General features: G+C 57.2%; 16 protein-coding genes and 2 pseudogenes. 14 read left to right on the forward strand and 4 right to left on the reverse strand.

Annotated features, from left to right (window positions below):
• Positions 1 to 404: 404 nt before the first annotated feature.
• The 7 genes from JJQ51_RS20085 to JJQ51_RS20115 all read left to right on the forward strand — a co-directional run bounded on the left by JJQ51_RS20085 (position 405) and on the right by JJQ51_RS20115 (position 7,853).
• The gene (locus tag JJQ51_RS20085) at positions 405 to 1,148 is read left to right on the forward strand and encodes a FadR/GntR family transcriptional regulator (protein ID WP_269245181.1); all 744 of its coding nucleotides are present in this window, start codon (positions 405 to 407) and stop codon (positions 1,146 to 1,148) included.
• 204 nt (positions 1,149 to 1,352) lie between these two features.
• Positions 1,353 to 1,616: a helix-turn-helix domain-containing protein gene (locus JJQ51_RS20090; protein ID WP_269245182.1), complete on the forward strand. Its 264-nt coding sequence runs from the start codon at positions 1,353 to 1,355 to the stop codon at positions 1,614 to 1,616.
• A 342-nt stretch (positions 1,617 to 1,958) separates the two neighbouring features.
• On the forward strand, positions 1,959 to 2,936 hold the full coding sequence (locus JJQ51_RS20095; RefSeq protein ID WP_269245183.1) for a 3'-5' exonuclease: 978 nt from the start codon (positions 1,959 to 1,961) through the stop codon (positions 2,934 to 2,936).
• A gap of 510 nt (positions 2,937 to 3,446) precedes the next feature.
• On the forward strand, positions 3,447 to 3,689 hold the full coding sequence (locus JJQ51_RS20100; RefSeq protein ID WP_113355626.1) for a type II toxin-antitoxin system VapB family antitoxin: 243 nt from the start codon (positions 3,447 to 3,449) through the stop codon (positions 3,687 to 3,689).
• Positions 3,689 to 4,102 carry a type II toxin-antitoxin system VapC family toxin gene (locus JJQ51_RS20105; RefSeq protein WP_269245184.1) on the forward strand — a complete coding sequence of 138 codons (414 nt, stop codon included), beginning with the start codon at positions 3,689 to 3,691 and terminating at the stop codon, positions 4,100 to 4,102. The genes JJQ51_RS20100 and JJQ51_RS20105 overlap by 1 nt, the downstream gene beginning before the upstream one ends.
• Before the next feature lie 542 nt (positions 4,103 to 4,644).
• A complete protein-coding gene (locus JJQ51_RS20110; protein ID WP_113355620.1) occupies positions 4,645 to 5,877 on the forward strand; it encodes an HlyD family secretion protein in 1,233 nt (410 codons plus the stop codon).
• The gene (locus JJQ51_RS20115) at positions 5,859 to 7,853 is read left to right on the forward strand and encodes a glycosyltransferase (protein ID WP_269245308.1); all 1,995 of its coding nucleotides are present in this window, start codon (positions 5,859 to 5,861) and stop codon (positions 7,851 to 7,853) included. The genes JJQ51_RS20110 and JJQ51_RS20115 overlap by 19 nt, the downstream gene beginning before the upstream one ends.
• Positions 7,854 to 8,149: 296 nt before the next feature.
• On the opposite strand, the gene JJQ51_RS20120 is transcribed toward JJQ51_RS20115, so the two are convergent.
• From JJQ51_RS20120 to dnaE2 (JJQ51_RS20130), 3 genes and pseudogenes are all read right to left on the reverse strand, one after another.
• The gene (locus tag JJQ51_RS20120) at positions 8,150 to 8,413 is read right to left on the reverse strand and encodes a hypothetical protein (RefSeq protein WP_113396207.1); all 264 of its coding nucleotides are present in this window, start codon (positions 8,411 to 8,413) and stop codon (positions 8,150 to 8,152) included.
• A gap of 177 nt (positions 8,414 to 8,590) precedes the next feature.
• Positions 8,591 to 8,926 (reverse strand): annotated as a pseudogene (gene dnaE2, locus JJQ51_RS20125) (error-prone DNA polymerase); the annotation flags it as partial.
• 901 nt (positions 8,927 to 9,827) lie between these two features.
• Positions 9,828 to 10,239 (reverse strand): annotated as a pseudogene (dnaE2, locus tag JJQ51_RS20130) (error-prone DNA polymerase); the annotation flags it as partial.
• A gap of 110 nt (positions 10,240 to 10,349) precedes the next feature.
• On the opposite strand from dnaE2 (JJQ51_RS20130), the gene JJQ51_RS20135 reads away from it, so the two are divergent.
• From JJQ51_RS20135 to JJQ51_RS20165, 7 genes are all read left to right on the forward strand, one after another.
• Positions 10,350 to 11,234 carry an NmrA family NAD(P)-binding protein gene (locus JJQ51_RS20135; RefSeq protein WP_269245185.1) on the forward strand — a complete coding sequence of 295 codons (885 nt, stop codon included), beginning with the start codon at positions 10,350 to 10,352 and terminating at the stop codon, positions 11,232 to 11,234.
• 21 nt (positions 11,235 to 11,255) lie between these two features.
• Positions 11,256 to 11,630, forward strand: coding sequence for a hypothetical protein (locus tag JJQ51_RS20140; RefSeq protein WP_113396208.1), 375 nt, complete (start codon positions 11,256 to 11,258; stop codon positions 11,628 to 11,630).
• 63 nt (positions 11,631 to 11,693) lie between these two features.
• Positions 11,694 to 12,410 carry an SDR family oxidoreductase gene (locus tag JJQ51_RS20145; protein WP_145323509.1) on the forward strand — a complete coding sequence of 239 codons (717 nt, stop codon included), beginning with the start codon at positions 11,694 to 11,696 and terminating at the stop codon, positions 12,408 to 12,410.
• 79 nt (positions 12,411 to 12,489) lie between these two features.
• Positions 12,490 to 12,948, forward strand: a complete 459-nt coding sequence (locus JJQ51_RS20150) for a MarR family winged helix-turn-helix transcriptional regulator (RefSeq protein ID WP_145634959.1) — start codon at positions 12,490 to 12,492, stop codon at positions 12,946 to 12,948.
• A gap of 372 nt (positions 12,949 to 13,320) precedes the next feature.
• The gene (locus tag JJQ51_RS20155) at positions 13,321 to 13,539 is read left to right on the forward strand and encodes a transposase (RefSeq protein ID WP_233788756.1); all 219 of its coding nucleotides are present in this window, start codon (positions 13,321 to 13,323) and stop codon (positions 13,537 to 13,539) included.
• Positions 13,491 to 13,673, forward strand: coding sequence for a hypothetical protein (locus JJQ51_RS20160; protein ID WP_210386789.1), 183 nt, complete (start codon positions 13,491 to 13,493; stop codon positions 13,671 to 13,673). The genes JJQ51_RS20155 and JJQ51_RS20160 overlap by 49 nt, the downstream gene beginning before the upstream one ends.
• A gap of 145 nt (positions 13,674 to 13,818) precedes the next feature.
• The gene (locus JJQ51_RS20165; RefSeq protein WP_269245186.1) at positions 13,819 to 14,034 is read left to right on the forward strand and encodes a transposase; all 216 of its coding nucleotides are present in this window, start codon (positions 13,819 to 13,821) and stop codon (positions 14,032 to 14,034) included.
• 366 nt (positions 14,035 to 14,400) lie between these two features.
• Here JJQ51_RS20165 and JJQ51_RS20170 read toward each other — a convergent pair whose 3' ends face one another.
• On the reverse strand, positions 14,401 to 14,835 hold the full coding sequence (locus JJQ51_RS20170; protein WP_152096498.1) for a response regulator: 435 nt from the start codon (positions 14,833 to 14,835) through the stop codon (positions 14,401 to 14,403).
• Positions 14,836 to 14,844: the final 9 nt, after the last annotated feature.

The following is a 14,844-nucleotide window of genomic DNA, read 5'->3' on the forward strand; positions in this document are numbered from 1 at the left end:
CAGAAGGGTACGACGGCTGAATTCCGCATATTCGGTGGCTTCCTGCGCCAGCCCGCGCAGCCGTGTCATGTCGTCAAAAAAGCTCATGCATTCCTCCCTTTTTGCTTAGTTCACGCGAGAAGCCCAACGCGTTCTCCCTGGACAAACTGAATCCCGGCAGGGCGCGCGTTGCCGGAAGCGTCTTGCCTGAATGACGCTCCTTTCCTGCTTCGCTCGACCGGAAAACCGTCGCGGCGGCTGCTCAGCCACCCTCCTCTTGTGGATAGAGAACCATATAACCTGGTTGCCTGACAAGCACTTTCTGCTATTCTTGCGGAAAATGATGCAGTAGGGCAGTGGCAGGAGGCAAAGCCTGTTAAAACCACTCCGGATGGCAGAGTCGGGGAAAATGCTCGGAGGTGCGCATGGTACTAGATCACAGGGTAACACGCGGCCCGTCGCTTGTGGATTCGGTAGCCGGCCGTATCCGTGCCGACATTACGTCCGGAACTTACGCAAAGGGCGACAAGCTTCCGACGGAGCGTGTTCTTTCGGAGAAATACGGCGTGAGCCGGCCCATTGTGCGTGAGGCGATCGGCACGCTCAAGCGCGATGGTCTGGTCGCAACGCGTCAAGGGCTCGGAGCCTTCGTCATCGAGACGAAGGAGGTTGCCTTCCGGTTGCCAGGCGTCGATCTGACGGATTCGCTGGATGTCCAGAATGTTATCGAGTTGCTGATGGCGGTTGAATCCGCTGCAACGGCGCTGGCAGCAGAGCGGCGTACCGAAAAGCAGCTTCGAGAGATCGAGCGTCGGCTGAACGCCATCCAGATGGCATTCGACAACGGTGCAGCCGGCATTCAGGAGGATCTGGCGTTTCACCGGGAGATCGTCGATGCATGCGGCAATCCGTACTTTCGGGAGATGTCGGACTTCCTCGAAACCCATGTCCGAAATTTCATCCGCAAAGCCCGTGCCAGCACCCTGCGCAACGCCTTGCTCGAGCAGGTGCAAGGCGAACACATCGCCATCTACAATGCAATTGCCAATGCCGATGCGCAGGGCGCGCGGCTTGCCGCAGAGAACCACCTGCGCGGCGCCGCCACCCGGCTGACCTTGCTCCTCAAAGGGGTAGATACGGAACATCCATCAAGAGAAAGCACCCGCTAAAGGCAAGGAATCGGCCGACATTGCAGCTGCCCGAAGCGGCGGCTACAATGGTATGGTGACTATCACCGCCTTTGCTAGCAGCCGGCTCTCTGGCAGTATTGCTGAGACTCGCGCAGTAAAGGCTTTTCATCCCGGAAATCCTCCGAGATGTCGCTGCTCATGATCGTATGAACACAAATACGGCCGCAGCCGAAGCGAGAAAGGTTGCGACGGCCAGCCCGATCGAAATATGCATGCCCTCGACGAAGACGGTCGAGCCGACCGCCCCGATACCTCGCGCTTGAGGCCAATGTCGAGCGCGCCTATGTGGGCTATCTCGAGCGCGGCAATAAGAACCCGACGGTCACGACGCTCGAGAAGATTGCGGAAGCGCTGGCTTGCGATATTTCCGAGTTCTTCGTTCCTGTGGCCGATGATGTCATCACAATGAAGCCGCTGAAGAGCGGACGGAAGCCGTCGCGTGGCTGACGTTTACTCCTGTGCGGCCATAAGTATGGCCAACACGGGTTTGGTTTGGTCGCTTCAGGTCAATGTCAGCTATCCGTTTTAGGGCTGAATCGTGCGAGACTGGCGCCCCCAATCGAAGTTTCGCATGAGGTTCACAAAACCTCCCAGCTCTGTCTCACGCTAGCGAGGCAGAGCTTTCGCCACCTCCGTGCGTGTCAGTAGACGATCACACAGTTTGAGCGGAGTTCTCTCCTAGCCCTCTATGCTCAATATCGGTGGGTATCGGGCACCGGACAGGCCCGAAAGCTTCTCAAGTGGCGAGCGGCACCTTAAATTTACGTGATCCTTTTAATTGGACGGGCAATGACGTCTCAGCTGGACATGTTTTCGGAGAATGCGCAGGCCGTTCGCAAAGCGTCGGCACCCGGCCTGCGCGTCCGGCAGGCCGGATCATCGCCCGATGAAGCCGAGATGGTGCGGATGCTGGAAGCAACCGGACGCTATCAGATCCTGAAAAAACTCGAGCCACGCGCGATCGCCCCTGCCCTAAGGCCGGGCTATCCGCTGAGGGGCGTTATCCTCGACACCGAGACAACCGGTCTCGACGCGAGGAAGGACGAGATCATTGAAATCGGGCTGATCGGCTTCACCTTCAATGCGGACGGCAAGATCGGAGATGTCACCGGCATTTACGGCGGACTGCAGCAACCGAGCATCCCGATCCCGGCCGACGTGATCCGGCTGACCGGCATCACGGACGCCATGGTTCATGGCCAGATGATCGACATGCCCGCCGTGCGTGCGCTCATCGAGCCCGCCGATCTCGTCATTGCCCATAATGCCGGCTTCGATCGCCCCTTTTGCGAGGCCTTTTCCTCGATCTTTGCCCGCAAGGCCTGGGCTTGTTCCAATTCCGAGATCGATTGGAATGCCAGGGGCTATGAGGGAACGAAGCTCGGCTATCTCATCAATCAGAGCGGCTATTTCCATGTCGGGCACCGGGCCGTCGATGACTGCTTTGCGCTGCTGGAAGTCCTGGCACTTCCTCAGGGCGATAACGGTCAAACACCATTTGCCGAGCTTTATCAGGCAAGCCAGCGTTCCCGCGTGCGCATCTTCGCGGAAAACTCGCCCTTCGATCTGAAGGACCGGCTGAAGGAGCGGGGCTACCGCTGGTCGGACGGCAGTGACGGCCGGCCGAAATCCTGGTGGATCGAGATCGCCGAGGAGGCGATGGAAGACGAGCTTAGCTTCCTGCGAATCGAGATCTACCGCTGGGAGGATGCTGACCCCCCGGTTCAGCGTCTGACGGCATTCGACCGGTTCAGGGGGCGCAGATAGATTCGGCCCCTCGCTACTACATCGGGTATTCCCGACCTTGCCGGGCCCGACTTTCAAATTACAACTGAAAACAGCAAGCGCCGGCAGAACGCTTCCATCTCACGCTCAAACCGATCAAAGGCGTCATAGACCCAAGGCTCGTAAAGTTCAGACGCGCCACTACTACTACGCAAGGCACGCGATCGGAGCATCTTGAAACGCCGAAAGGCCATAAATCGAGTCGCCTTCAACCAAAACGGAGCCCGCTCCATAACATCATCAATTCGGTGGCTGTCCATCCATTAGAAGCTCGAAAACTAAAGGTCCCAGCAAGTGTTGCGAATTTGACAGCCCCGCAATCCAGTACGCGTCGCCACCTGTCGCGTACAGCTGAGCTGTCGACCGGGTCTCCTTGGTTGTTACTGGGTTAAACACATATAGACGAGAGTCAAATGGTGGGACTCACTCTTGTATGGACAAATTTCGTCCATACGTATATACAATCGTTGTCATGACATAAAGGGACGCCATATGCTCAGCATCCGTGATCGGGAAGTTCGCACCTTGGCGGAAGCTGTTATGCGCAAACGCGGCGCCCCAAACCTGACCGCCGCTATCAAGCTTGCCTTACAGCACGAGATTGAGCGGGCCGATGAAGCTGTTCCCCTAAGGCAGCACGTCGCGGAAATCCGCGCACGCGGACTTGCCAAGGCAAAGTTTCCGCCCGCCGCGCCCTTGACCAGAGAGGAACGCGACGCGCTCTGGGGTCAATAATGTTCATAGAGACCTCAGCAATCGTCGCCATCCTTGCCGGAGAGGCGGATGCCGATACCTATCTGGCCGCGATCGAGAGCGCCACGGATCGGCAAACCGGCGCGCATGTCCGGCTTGAAGCGACCATCAACCTGGCGCGTATTCTTGGCCTGGAGGTCTTGGATGCCCAGGAGATGTTCGACGCTTTTCTTCACGCAGCCAAAATCACCGTGATCCCAATCACCGATACGATCGCGCGGCGCGCTGTCGAAGCTTTCGCCGCCTACGGCAAGGGTAAAGGCCATCCCGCCCAACTCAATTTCGCCGACTGCCTATCTTACGCTTGTGCGGACACCCACAACATGCCGATCCTGTTCAAAGGACGCGATTTCATAGAGACGAATCTCAAGAGCGCACTTTTCGGAGCAAGCTGAGCGCGTTCAATCGATCACCAGTTCGACAAGTCAGCGACGGGTCGATCAATGCCCAGCGGAAGCGTCCGGGAGCCACAGAGCTATCTAATTCGTCCGTTCACAGCAAGCGGGTAAGAGCCTGGGGATCCCTCATGTCGAGCCGCCTCTATGGAGTATTGAACCAGCCAAAGGAAAACACATACTTGCTCTTGAAGTAGAAAGCGAACCGCCGACCCTGTCGTTGCAAAAGCCAACTGTTTGAAATTCCTCAATACCGGACATTGGCTTTGGTGGATTGACCGATCAAGGCGAAGGCGGCTGGCAGCTTCTAGGCGTGGACCTGCACCCACTCGCCAACGATATTCGCCGGCAGGTGCGGGGCGAGGCTTGAACCTGAGCCGACCGCCAATGGGACAATATGTTCTGATTCATTAACACAAGCAAATCGCGACCACTTGCCCATTAAATTCCGTCAGGCTAAATTACACAAGATTTAGTTGCATTTCTGTCGGCCAAGGTCGGCGGATCGATCACCGCTAACCCCGCTGGTCCTACAAGCTGACATGATTTGGAATCATCGCATTACCCGCGTCACCGTCGGCGTTCTGCTGCTGGCGCTTGCTATCGTCGTCTCCTTACCCGCAATCACGGGTTATACAAGCCGAGATGGCACCGTAAATGCCCGCCTGGCTCTCCTCAACGCGCCCATTGATGGTGTGATTTCGGGCGAGCCGGCAAAGGTTGGCATTCCAGTGAAAGCCGGCGAAACTCTCGTGGAAATCAGCAATCCGCGCGTGAACCGTGCCGTTCTGGCTTCGCTTGAGGCCGAGCGAAACACCGCTCTCGATCGCGTGGCAGCTTTGAAAAAAGAACGCGACGATCTCACGCAACTTCGCGATCAGCTGGGAAATCGGCTCGAAATCTTCAAGCAGGCAACGATTTCCAATCTTGAACGCGAAGTTGAGATCCTGCGTAAGAGGGTCGAGGTTTCGCAGGCACAGGATCTCGCCGCGCAGGTCGACCTCGATCGCCGGAAGGAATTGGAATCCAAGGGCATACTCACCCAGCGGATGGTGGACGCAGCACGCGCTGCCGGCGCGGCGACCGGAGGCGAGGTCGAAGTGAGCAACCTGACTGTCGATCAATTGCAACAGCGATTGAACGCCGTTCGACAGGGTATTTTCGTATTCGGAGATGGACAGAATGACGTGCCATATTCCCGCCAGCGCCAGGATGAGGTGATCGTCCACATCAGCGACCTGAACTCGCGGATCGCGGAGAATGAAACTCGCGCCGCCGAAGTCGAAAAGCAACTGACGGAAGAAGGCATTCGCGTCAGCAGCCTCGAATCGGCAACCGTGACCGCGCCATTCGATGGAGTTGTTTGGAGCAGAAGCATCGTCAGTGGTTCCAACGTCGTGCTCAACAATGAACTGATGCGACTTCTCGATTGTCGGGAGCTGTTCGTCGACATCCTCGTCCCCGAAGTTGACTATGACGAGATCTATCCTGGGCTCGGCGCGCAGGTTCGGCTGCTCGGGCGCAGCGATGTTTTCAAAGGTTCGGTCGTTTCTGTAAAGGGCAGCTCGGCGGCCACGGAAACCGATTCATTTGCGGCTAGTCTGCCCCTTACATCACAGCGCAATGCCCGCATCAGGGTTCGTCTCGAACCCTCCTTCATGAATGGTGACTTCGAAAATTTCTGCCAAGTGGGACGTTCGGTCCAAGTCCGCTTTCCCAGGCACGGATTTGGCGTTTTGAAATGGGTCAAGAACTTGTGGTTCAGTATCTTCTAGCCCTCGCCCCAACCTTTTTCGTAACAGCCTTCTTTCTGCTGGGCCCATTCAATTGGTCGCGTCATCATAGCTGGACGAGGACAGCCACCTGCGGGTTCGTCGCGGCCGTCGCACTACGCTACATGATTTGGCGGTTCACGCAGACCGTCCTTCCATACCCCTATGATGGGGCGAATTTCTATTGGGTCTGGCTCGTCTTTATCGTCGAACTCCTGGCATTTACCGACGTTGTGCTGTTCCTCATCCTGATGAGCCGCTACGTCGACCGGAGCCGCGAGGCAGACAAGCTTGGTAAGATCTTTTTTTCGCGTGACCAACGCGAACTGCCGACGGTGGATGTCTTCATACCCACCTACAATGAGCCGCTCGACGTCCTGGAGCGAACAATTGTCGGCGCACTCTCACTCGATTACCCTGCAGAAAAGCTCAAGGTTTATGTCCTCGACGACCAGCGCCGCGACTGGCTCAAGACTTTTTGCGAACAGAAAAACGCTGTTCATGTCACCCGCCGCGACAATTCTCACGCCAAAGCGGGCAATATGAATAATGGTCTGCAAGTCAGCTCGGGCGAATTCGTTGCCGTCTTCGATGCCGACTTCGTGCCCTATAGGAACTTTCTTCGCCGCACACTGCCATTCTTTTCCGACGAAAGCATCGGTATCGTCCAGACGCCGCAGCACTTCTTCAATGCCGATCCCGTCCAGACGAATCTGGGGCTTGAGAACATATGGCCGGACGAGCAGCGGCTGTTTTTTGACGAGATCGCGCCCAGCCGCGACGGATGGGATGTCAGCTTCTGCTGTGGCTCGTGTTCGATCGCTCGGCGCAAGGCGATCGAGGAGATTGGTGGTTTCCCGACAGAATCCATCACAGAGGATTTGCTGACCACACTCTCGATGCTCAACAAAGGCTACAAGACGCGCTACCTGAACGAGCGGCTGTCGATGGGGCTCGCTGCGGAAAATCTGACCGGCTATTTCGTTCAGCGCGAACGCTGGTGCCAGGGCGGCATTCAGACGCTTTATTTGCATAATGGCCCGTTGCGCGGTCCGGGCTTGACCCTCTTCCAGCGGATCATGTTTCTGCCCGCTTCATGGATAGTCCAGTATCTGGTGCGGCTGATGATCTTGATCATCCCGATCGTCTATCTCTGGTTCGGGCTCCTGCCACTTTATTTCACCGATATCGCCGACTACGTCTCCTATCAGGTCCCGCTGCTTGCATCCTATTTCCTTCTGATGCTCTGGATAACGCCGACGCGCTACTTGCCCGTCATCTCAAGTGCTGTTGGGACATTCGCGACCTTTCGAATGCTACCAACCGTCGTGTCGAGCCTGATAAGGCCGTTCGGCAAACCGTTCAGGGTGACACCAAAAGGCAGCGGCAACCAGGCAAATCAATTCGACAAATATACCTTTGCCTGGATCGCGGCTTTGATAACGATCACAGGCCTTGGACTGCTCATCGATATTGTTCCCGAGACTACACAGATCGAGGCGCAGTTTTCGCCGGTCGCCGCTTTCTGGGCAGGCATCAATATTGTCGTTTTAGTCATCGCATCCCTCATTTGCTTTGAGAAGCCACAGCGATTGTTTCATGCGTTCAAATTGGATGAGCCGGCATCAGTGGATCATATCCCCGGCCGACTGGTCAGTTTGGCGCTTGATAAGGCCGTTGTCGCCGTGCCGGTCGATTCGCGCTTCGGATCAAAACTTGTATCGCTGCACCTGCAGGGTTTTGCACCCTTCGAAGCCGAACTGAAGCAGGTAACCCAACGGGGCAGAAGCGTAAGCCGGGGTGGCGATCGGCAGGCCTATTATCTCCACCTCCATTTCGACCTCGAAGGTCCCATCCGAGACCAGATGATCGTGAAGCTCTATACGGGAGACTATTCGCAGGATATTCGCGACATCGACAAGATCGCGGTATCAGTCAATCTCCTTCTGCGCTCCTTCGGCCGGACGCGCACATACTAGGGAGCTCCTGCGTGGGTTGCCGTCACGGAAGCACCTGCTTGTTCTCAGCGATTTGCAATTTGGTGAGGATAATCTCGCACTCGACATTCTCGACAGTGATGATCTTCGGGACGCGCGTGACGGCCGCTTCGAGAATTGAGACCCTGCCGTCTGCAAAATGGTGCATCAGCTTGCGAGGGGTAAGTTTCCCACATGCTATCAGCTCTCGAGAGGAGTCGAACCATCGATCCATTCCGTCTGTTCGCTAAGGCGGGCGCTCGCCTTGCGCAGCATCCCTTCGTCTCCTGGTGACCGTTTTAATCGAAAGGACTGTCGAGATATACCCGATCCACGAGCTTCAGGCTGCGATCAGGCTGCAAGATGTAGGTCTCGCGTACCCGTTCGCCCCACTGATCCGTGAATATGTGGGGGACGATGCTGCCGACCGGTGACTTTTGTAACCGTTGGCTCGGCTGCCCGCGATAGGTGATACTTCCGGGAATAGGCTTCAGTCCCTCCTGGCTGGTTTGACAGGCCGCAAGTATGCCCGCCAAAAACCCAACGACAACCATTCTTTTCATCGCATCCTCCAATTTTGTTTGGGCACACCAAACCACATGGTCGGCAAAGAGGTTCCATCACGCGGAACCTTGCGTCAGCCTACGAATTTAAGCCTGAACGCTTTGCCTGTGTGTGCCGCTTGCCTGATGGGTTTACGGGCTCCTTCGTTGTCCAGTGCAGATCGACTGTTTTCGCATCTACTGAAAATTCCGGCTCTTCACCTTCAGTGTATCAATATGCAAATCAGGCACATAGATCTCCCGTGCCTTCATTATCGCCCGCTCTCGCGAATCCGGGCTGCCAGGCGTCCCATGCGCGAACCCGTCGCCGCGACCAGTCGGCAGCCTGAAGGCCTCATCGCGATCGGCAAGGCCCGAGAGATCGGATGTCAGATCGAACAGCTGCTGGGCGACGAGATGCACCACCTCCCCTTCCCGTTGGATGCGTCCGTTGATCGTCATCATCGAGGATCCAAGCACGATACGCCGGCGTCGCTCGAAGAGCGTCGGCCAGACGACGACATTGGCGGGTCCGTCCTATCGCCAATGTTCAACGTCGTTGCGCCCCTCCGTCATCAGCGCAGCGGCCGTGAACATGCACAGACGTTGAAAATCCGCACCGCAGCCCGCAGCCCAAGCGGCCCAGTACTTCCGCGTCAAGAAGGTAGCTGAGACCATAGTGGCAATTCCAGCAGGCCGCCCAACGGACGACCTCGCCCTCAAAATGACGCCACTTGAAATCGCTCATCAAAAGTCCCGCTGAAAATTCTCAGCGCTCTTTCGGGCACAATCGAAGCTTTTGCAGCAGAGCCCTATTTAGTCCAAGCAAAGCGGTCAGCACGGAGGCGTACATCAGGACGCCAATCGTGATCTGAAAGAAAATCACAATCCGCCAAGGAAAATCTTCGGAGAAGTTCAGACGGATCAGCAGCACCGTTTCGACCATCATCAGGCTCGACGGCAAGATCAGCATGATGAAAGCTTTCGAAATCGTTAGCCAATTCACCGTTGCGAACTTCGTCTGCAAAACAATGCAAGTCGCCAGCGCGAATGCCGCCGTGAAGCATTGGGCGATCGCCAGCTCTCTAAGCCCGAACCGCGCAACCAAAACGATGACCGCGAGCGAGACGGAAACGTTCAACAGAGTGACGGGCAGCCGGTATCGGATCGCTCCAACCACGGACAACGAGGCCTCATTGATGTATCCAGGCGAAAGCAACAGTTGGCGCAGACAAAGGAAGGGAACTATCGACGCCGCCGGCAGCCAGACTTCGCCAAGTACCAGATGAACGGCCGGCTCCGCCAGCTGCGCCAGTCCCAGATAAGGCGTCCCTGTGATAAGTCTGCATTGAAGCCACCGCCGCATTTGGAAGTTGATTCGGACCTTTTTTGACCGATCTGGCCATGCACAATGCGGCGCAGCTTCCCCCACTGACTCGTCGCCACGACCATTCGGCAGCCTGAAGGTCTCGTCACGATCAGTAAGGCCGTACAGATCGCCTGTCAGCTCGAGGAGCTGCTGGGCGACGAGATGCACGACTTCCCCTTCCCGCTGAATACGGCCGTTGATCTCCCTTATCGAAGACCCCAGCACGACACGCCGGCTCTTCTCAAACAGAGTCAGCCATACCACGACATTGGTCGAGCCTATCTCGTACTCGATGGTAATGGGCAAGACGCCCTTGGCCGACCCTGCCTTTGCCGCACAAGCACCAGGCCCGCCGTTTGAACCCAACGGTCGTCCCGTGCAGTCATCGCGTCGGCACAGGGATGATGTTGAGCTCCGAGAGGTCCTTGCGAAGGAAGGCGACCGGATGCTGCCGCAGCGTCGGCGCGGCATGACTGTACGCGCCGAACCCACTCCTAGTCGTTCAAAAGAAAGCTTGACAATAGGAGTATATGCTCTTATTTCGTTCTGCATCGAGAGCATATGCTCTTATTATTTGGAGAGATGATGATGAGCGAAGCAGCAAACACTCTAGTCAGTGGCGCAACCGGACGCACAGGCGGCGCGGCGGTCGACGAGTTACTGAAGATGGGGAGAAAGGTTCGCGCCTACGTCCGCTCGGATGACGAACGCGCGGAAGCTCTGCGCGGCCGAGGCGTCGAAATCGCCGTTGGCGACTTCACGGACATCGACCACATTCGTTCGGCGATGGAAGGCGTAAATTCGGCCTACTTCCTGCATCCCATCGCACCGGGAATCCTGAGCGCCGCCGCATACTTCGCGCAGGCGGCCAAGGAAGCGGGCGTCACCGCGATCGTCAATATGTCGCAGATTTCGGCCCGCCGAGAGTCGACTAGCCATGCCGCGCAGGATCACTGGGTCTCGGAGCGCGTATTCGACTGGTCGGGGGTAGCGACGACCCATCTGAGGCCGACGTTCTTCGCCGACTGGCTCGTCTATCCGCACTTCGCCAAGGAGATCTGGGCCTCGAAGAAGATCGAGTTCCCGTTCGAGAACGGCCGCCACGCGCCGATCAGCTCCGACGACCAGGGCCGCGTGATCGCTCATCTTCTGGCAAACCCCGAAGGTCACGACGGCAAGACCTACACGCTTCACGGACCGGTGGAGATGAACCACGCCGAGATCGCCGCCGCGATGAGCGATGTCCTCGGCACGAAGATTGAATACGCGCCGACCTCGATCGAGGCTTTCAAAGATAAGATGCAGAACCTGTACAAGTTTCCGCCCTTCCTGATCCAGCACCTCGTCGAAGTCGCGCAAAACTACCGCGAAGGCATATTCGCCGGCACCAACGACGTCGTCGAGCGCGTAACCGGAACACCTGCGCTATCGGTTCCGGAATTCATCGCCAAATATCGCGGCGCCTTCCATTGAGGTGAACGAGGGAGAACGACAATGTCGAATACACATGAAGTACGACATCCTTTCCTTGACGACCTGACCGAGGACGCGGAGCTGATCAGCTCCGTCCTGCGCGGTCCGGTGGTGGGCCGTGAAAGGATCCGCGAGGTCGTGGACGCCGTGGGCAAGTTCTATGTCGAGCAGAAGCCGACCTTTCTCGGCGCCGTCGGCTCGCGGACGCTTCTCGAATACGAAGCGAAGTTGGCGAGCGGTGAAGGTCTCAATGCGGTCGCCGTCGTCGATCGCAATCCTGACGGGACCGTCTCGCGCGTCAGCGTCCGAATGGGTCCCGTCGATGCCGTCGTGGCGCTCGCCAACCACCTTCGTACGGCGCTGTCCGGGCAGTTGCCGGATGAACTTTTTCTTTAAACCGTAACCCTCGATCTACGTGCCGGAGGCGAGCCTTAGATCTGCAAATCAAGGAGAAGTGTCATGGAAATCAGAAACTCAACGATCTTCATCACTGGTGCCAATCGTGGCCTGGGCCTCGCCTTCGCCCGCGAGGCGGTCCGCCGCGGAGCGAAGAAGGTATACGCCGGCATGCGCAATACCGGCGGCTTCGACGAACCAGGCGTTGAACCAATCCGCATCGACGTCACCGATCCCGTGACGATCGCCGCCGCGGCCGAAACGGCCGCGGACACGACGATACTGATCAACAACGCGGGTATTGCGGCCCTGATCGATAATCCCCTCGCTATGGACTTCGAGACGCAGTCGAAGTCCCTATTCGACACCAACTACTACGGTCTGGCGCGGGTCACGCAGGCGTTCGAACCCGTTCTGTCAAAGCAGCCAAAAGCGGCGATCATCAACGTCCTTTCGGACATCGTCTGGCTGCCGCGACCCTACCTGACGCCGTATGCCGCGTCCAAGGCGGCGGCCTGGAGCTATACCAACCAGGTGCGGTTCCACCTCGCTGATCGCGGCATCCAGGTACTTGGACTCCATGTCGGTTTCCTCGATACCGATCTGACGAACGGCATCGACGTGCCGAAGACCAGTCCCGCCGATGTCGCGATCCAGACCTACGACGCGCTTGCTAAAGGCAAAAGCGAGATCATGGCGGACGAGGGCACGATTCTGCTAAAGAGCACGCTTGCAGACGATGTGCCCGGCTACATCACGCCCCCGGCCGGATTATTCTAAGCCACCAAGCTTGGCGAATGCTTGGCGTCTTCGGCAACTTGCTGAAGACGCCGCTCTAGTGGAGTTGAAAGGAAAGACAATGTTGTCGACAAACCAACCTTTGGGAATAGACCAGTGCAACTGCAATGCCATGCGGAGAGCGAGCCGACAGATCACACGACTGTACGACGCTCACCTGGAGCCGGCCGGCCTGCGTATTACGCAGTTTCTCATCCTCGCCGCGCTCGCAGAGGCAGAGAGCGCGACGGTCAACATGCTGGCCGAGCGGCTCGACGTCGAACGCACGGCGATGGGCAAGATGGTCGGAACGCTGGAGAGGGACGGCTTCGTGACAATGAATCCATCGCCCACCGACGGCCGCTATCGGGTTATTGAGTTAACGCGTGAAGGTCATGCTTTGCACCACAAGGCATCGCCTCTTTGGAAGGCAGCACAGCAAGAGTTCGCGAAGCTCAACGGCACGACCCGCGTCGCCACACTCAGGAAGGAACTCGATGCCCTCGCCGTGGAAGACGGATTAGAGCATCCGGATCTTTGATGACTCAGGCTGCGCGGTGCTATTGTAGCCGCGCCTACCATGCCCAGCGGGATGAATTTCGTTTGCTCTTGATGAGAATCGCACCCGTCGAAACGTTGATTATTTGTTTCTAAGAGACCTGTGCATGGGTATTTGTAGACGTCTGTGATTGCTGATGATTCAATGCCTCTGTCGAGAGATAGAGATTTGGTAATGAGTCGTCGCCGAATAGGACAGGAAGCATTCGGATTTGCCGTTGATCGATGTGCAATATCTTCCCTCCACGATCTCGTCCGGCTGATCGATTGGGACCCGGTCGATGAAGCGCTCAGCGTTGTCTCGTGCGCCGGCAAGGGAGAGCCCGCCTGCTAGCCATCGGCTCTGTTCAAGGCGATGCTTTTGTCGATCTGGTATGATCGTTCGGACGTGAAGCTTGCCGAGGCACTGGATGATCGAGCCTCTTTCCGACGGTTCTGCGGTTTTTCCCGATCCGAGCCGACGCCGGAGCGGACAGCGTTCGTCCGGTTTCGAAAGGCCCTTATCGCCTATGCCTGGACAAGACCTTGTTCGATGAGGTCACGCGCCAGCTCAAGGCCAAGGCGATCGAGGTGAAAACCGGTACACTTGTCGATGCGACGATCATCGCGTCTATCAGCGAGGCCGCGACAAATGCCCTACATTTGCGCTTTGATGACGAGGGCCACTGGGTCAAGCATAAGGGTCGCCGAGCAGTTCATGGCTTCTAGGCCCTCGTCGGTGCCGACGCCGATATGGCTCTTGTCGAGGAGATCGCCGTCACGCCAGCCACACGACAATTGCCTTGCATTTGCGCTGACATCAACGACGGTAAGGCTGGTCCTGATGCGCTGCCGGAGAACCCCGGCGACGTTTATGCCGATAGCGCATCGCGGTAACCATTTCGGCAAAGCGGTCATCGCCAAAGGCAGTATCCCGCGCGTTGTCGCCACCGGTATATGGGGGCGCGACGAAGCCGAAATACGGTCACGCCTTGAGGCCTGGAACCAACCGATCCACCGCATTCGTGGCCGCATAGAGAAGATCTTCGGCACCTGGAAGCGAAGCTATGGTCTGCGCCGAATGCGCTAGCGAGGCCTGGCGAAGGCAGGTGTTCAAATCCGCCTGACCGCCATCGCCTACATATGAAACGCAGTTTGAAGATCGTTGCAGCAGTTGGGTAGGTGACAAACGTCACGCCCTGCCAACGGTCGCCGGTCCAAGTCGGGCGTGCCGATGCGCCTGGCAGGCTTTCTATTCCAAGACAATGCAGCAAATTCAACTGGAAAGCATACCCGCGCACAGGTCTCTCAAGCAAATTTCTCGGAGCTATCGGTTCGGGCCGATTTCATAATCAGAGCCAGTTGTCGAAAGAATCCAGCCTGACTACCGGTCAAGGACGGGCAGCCGAACCGTTTGCGGACTCTCTACCGCCATTTGAGAATCCAGGACTTAAATTCACTGCACACTCTTGCTGGGATTGGTCTGGAGAGTGTCTTGAGCAAGCACAAGGCTTGCTGGCGGCGATCTGTCCTCATCACCAGTAATGACGGCGGACAGATATTCGAGAGCGTTCGAAATTCCGTTCATCGTGTAAGGCTTCTCGATAGCGCCAATCGCGCCCGCGAAGTCCGGCGGCAGCTTCTTGATATTGCCGCTGACGAAGACGTACGGGATACTCCTTTCAGCCAGCGCTCGCCCAAAATCGATTCCCCTCGGACCGTCCTGCAACTGGATGTCCACAAATGCAAATTCCGGTGGAGACGTTTCCAAAAGTTCCAGTGCTTGAGCGCCACTTGCCGCCTGTCCGACAACCGTATGACCGGCAGCCTCGATCTCCCATTGGAGCTCCATCGCAAGCAACATTTCGTCTTCAACGATCATGACTTTCAAAGCAGTATT

Source organism: Rhizobium sp. AG207R, assembly GCF_027109195.1.
Taxonomy (GTDB): domain Bacteria; phylum Pseudomonadota; class Alphaproteobacteria; order Rhizobiales; family Rhizobiaceae; genus Rhizobium; species Rhizobium dioscoreae.

Bases quoted from the DNA above. Each gene is read 5' to 3' on its own strand.
- JJQ51_RS20085 (WP_269245181.1), top strand. From the start codon at position 405: ATGGTACTAGATCACAGGGTAACACGCGGCCCGTCGCTTGTGGATTCG.
- JJQ51_RS20095 (WP_269245183.1), top strand. From the start codon at position 1,959: ATGACGTCTCAGCTGGACATGTTTTCGGAGAATGCGCAGGCCGTTCGC.
- JJQ51_RS20100 (WP_113355626.1), top strand. From the start codon at position 3,447: ATGCTCAGCATCCGTGATCGGGAAGTTCGCACCTTGGCGGAAGCTGTT.
- JJQ51_RS20105 (WP_269245184.1), top strand. From the start codon at position 3,689: ATGTTCATAGAGACCTCAGCAATCGTCGCCATCCTTGCCGGAGAGGCG.
- JJQ51_RS20110 (WP_113355620.1), top strand. From the start codon at position 4,645: ATGATTTGGAATCATCGCATTACCCGCGTCACCGTCGGCGTTCTGCTG.
- JJQ51_RS20120 (WP_113396207.1), bottom strand. From the start codon at position 8,413: ATGAAAAGAATGGTTGTCGTTGGGTTTTTGGCGGGCATACTTGCGGCC.
- JJQ51_RS20135 (WP_269245185.1), top strand. From the start codon at position 10,350: ATGAGCGAAGCAGCAAACACTCTAGTCAGTGGCGCAACCGGACGCACA.
- JJQ51_RS20140 (WP_113396208.1), top strand. From the start codon at position 11,256: ATGTCGAATACACATGAAGTACGACATCCTTTCCTTGACGACCTGACC.
- JJQ51_RS20145 (WP_145323509.1), top strand. From the start codon at position 11,694: ATGGAAATCAGAAACTCAACGATCTTCATCACTGGTGCCAATCGTGGC.
- JJQ51_RS20150 (WP_145634959.1), top strand. From the start codon at position 12,490: ATGTTGTCGACAAACCAACCTTTGGGAATAGACCAGTGCAACTGCAAT.
- JJQ51_RS20155 (WP_233788756.1), top strand. From the start codon at position 13,321: ATGCTTTTGTCGATCTGGTATGATCGTTCGGACGTGAAGCTTGCCGAG.
- JJQ51_RS20165 (WP_269245186.1), top strand. From the start codon at position 13,819: ATGCCGATAGCGCATCGCGGTAACCATTTCGGCAAAGCGGTCATCGCC.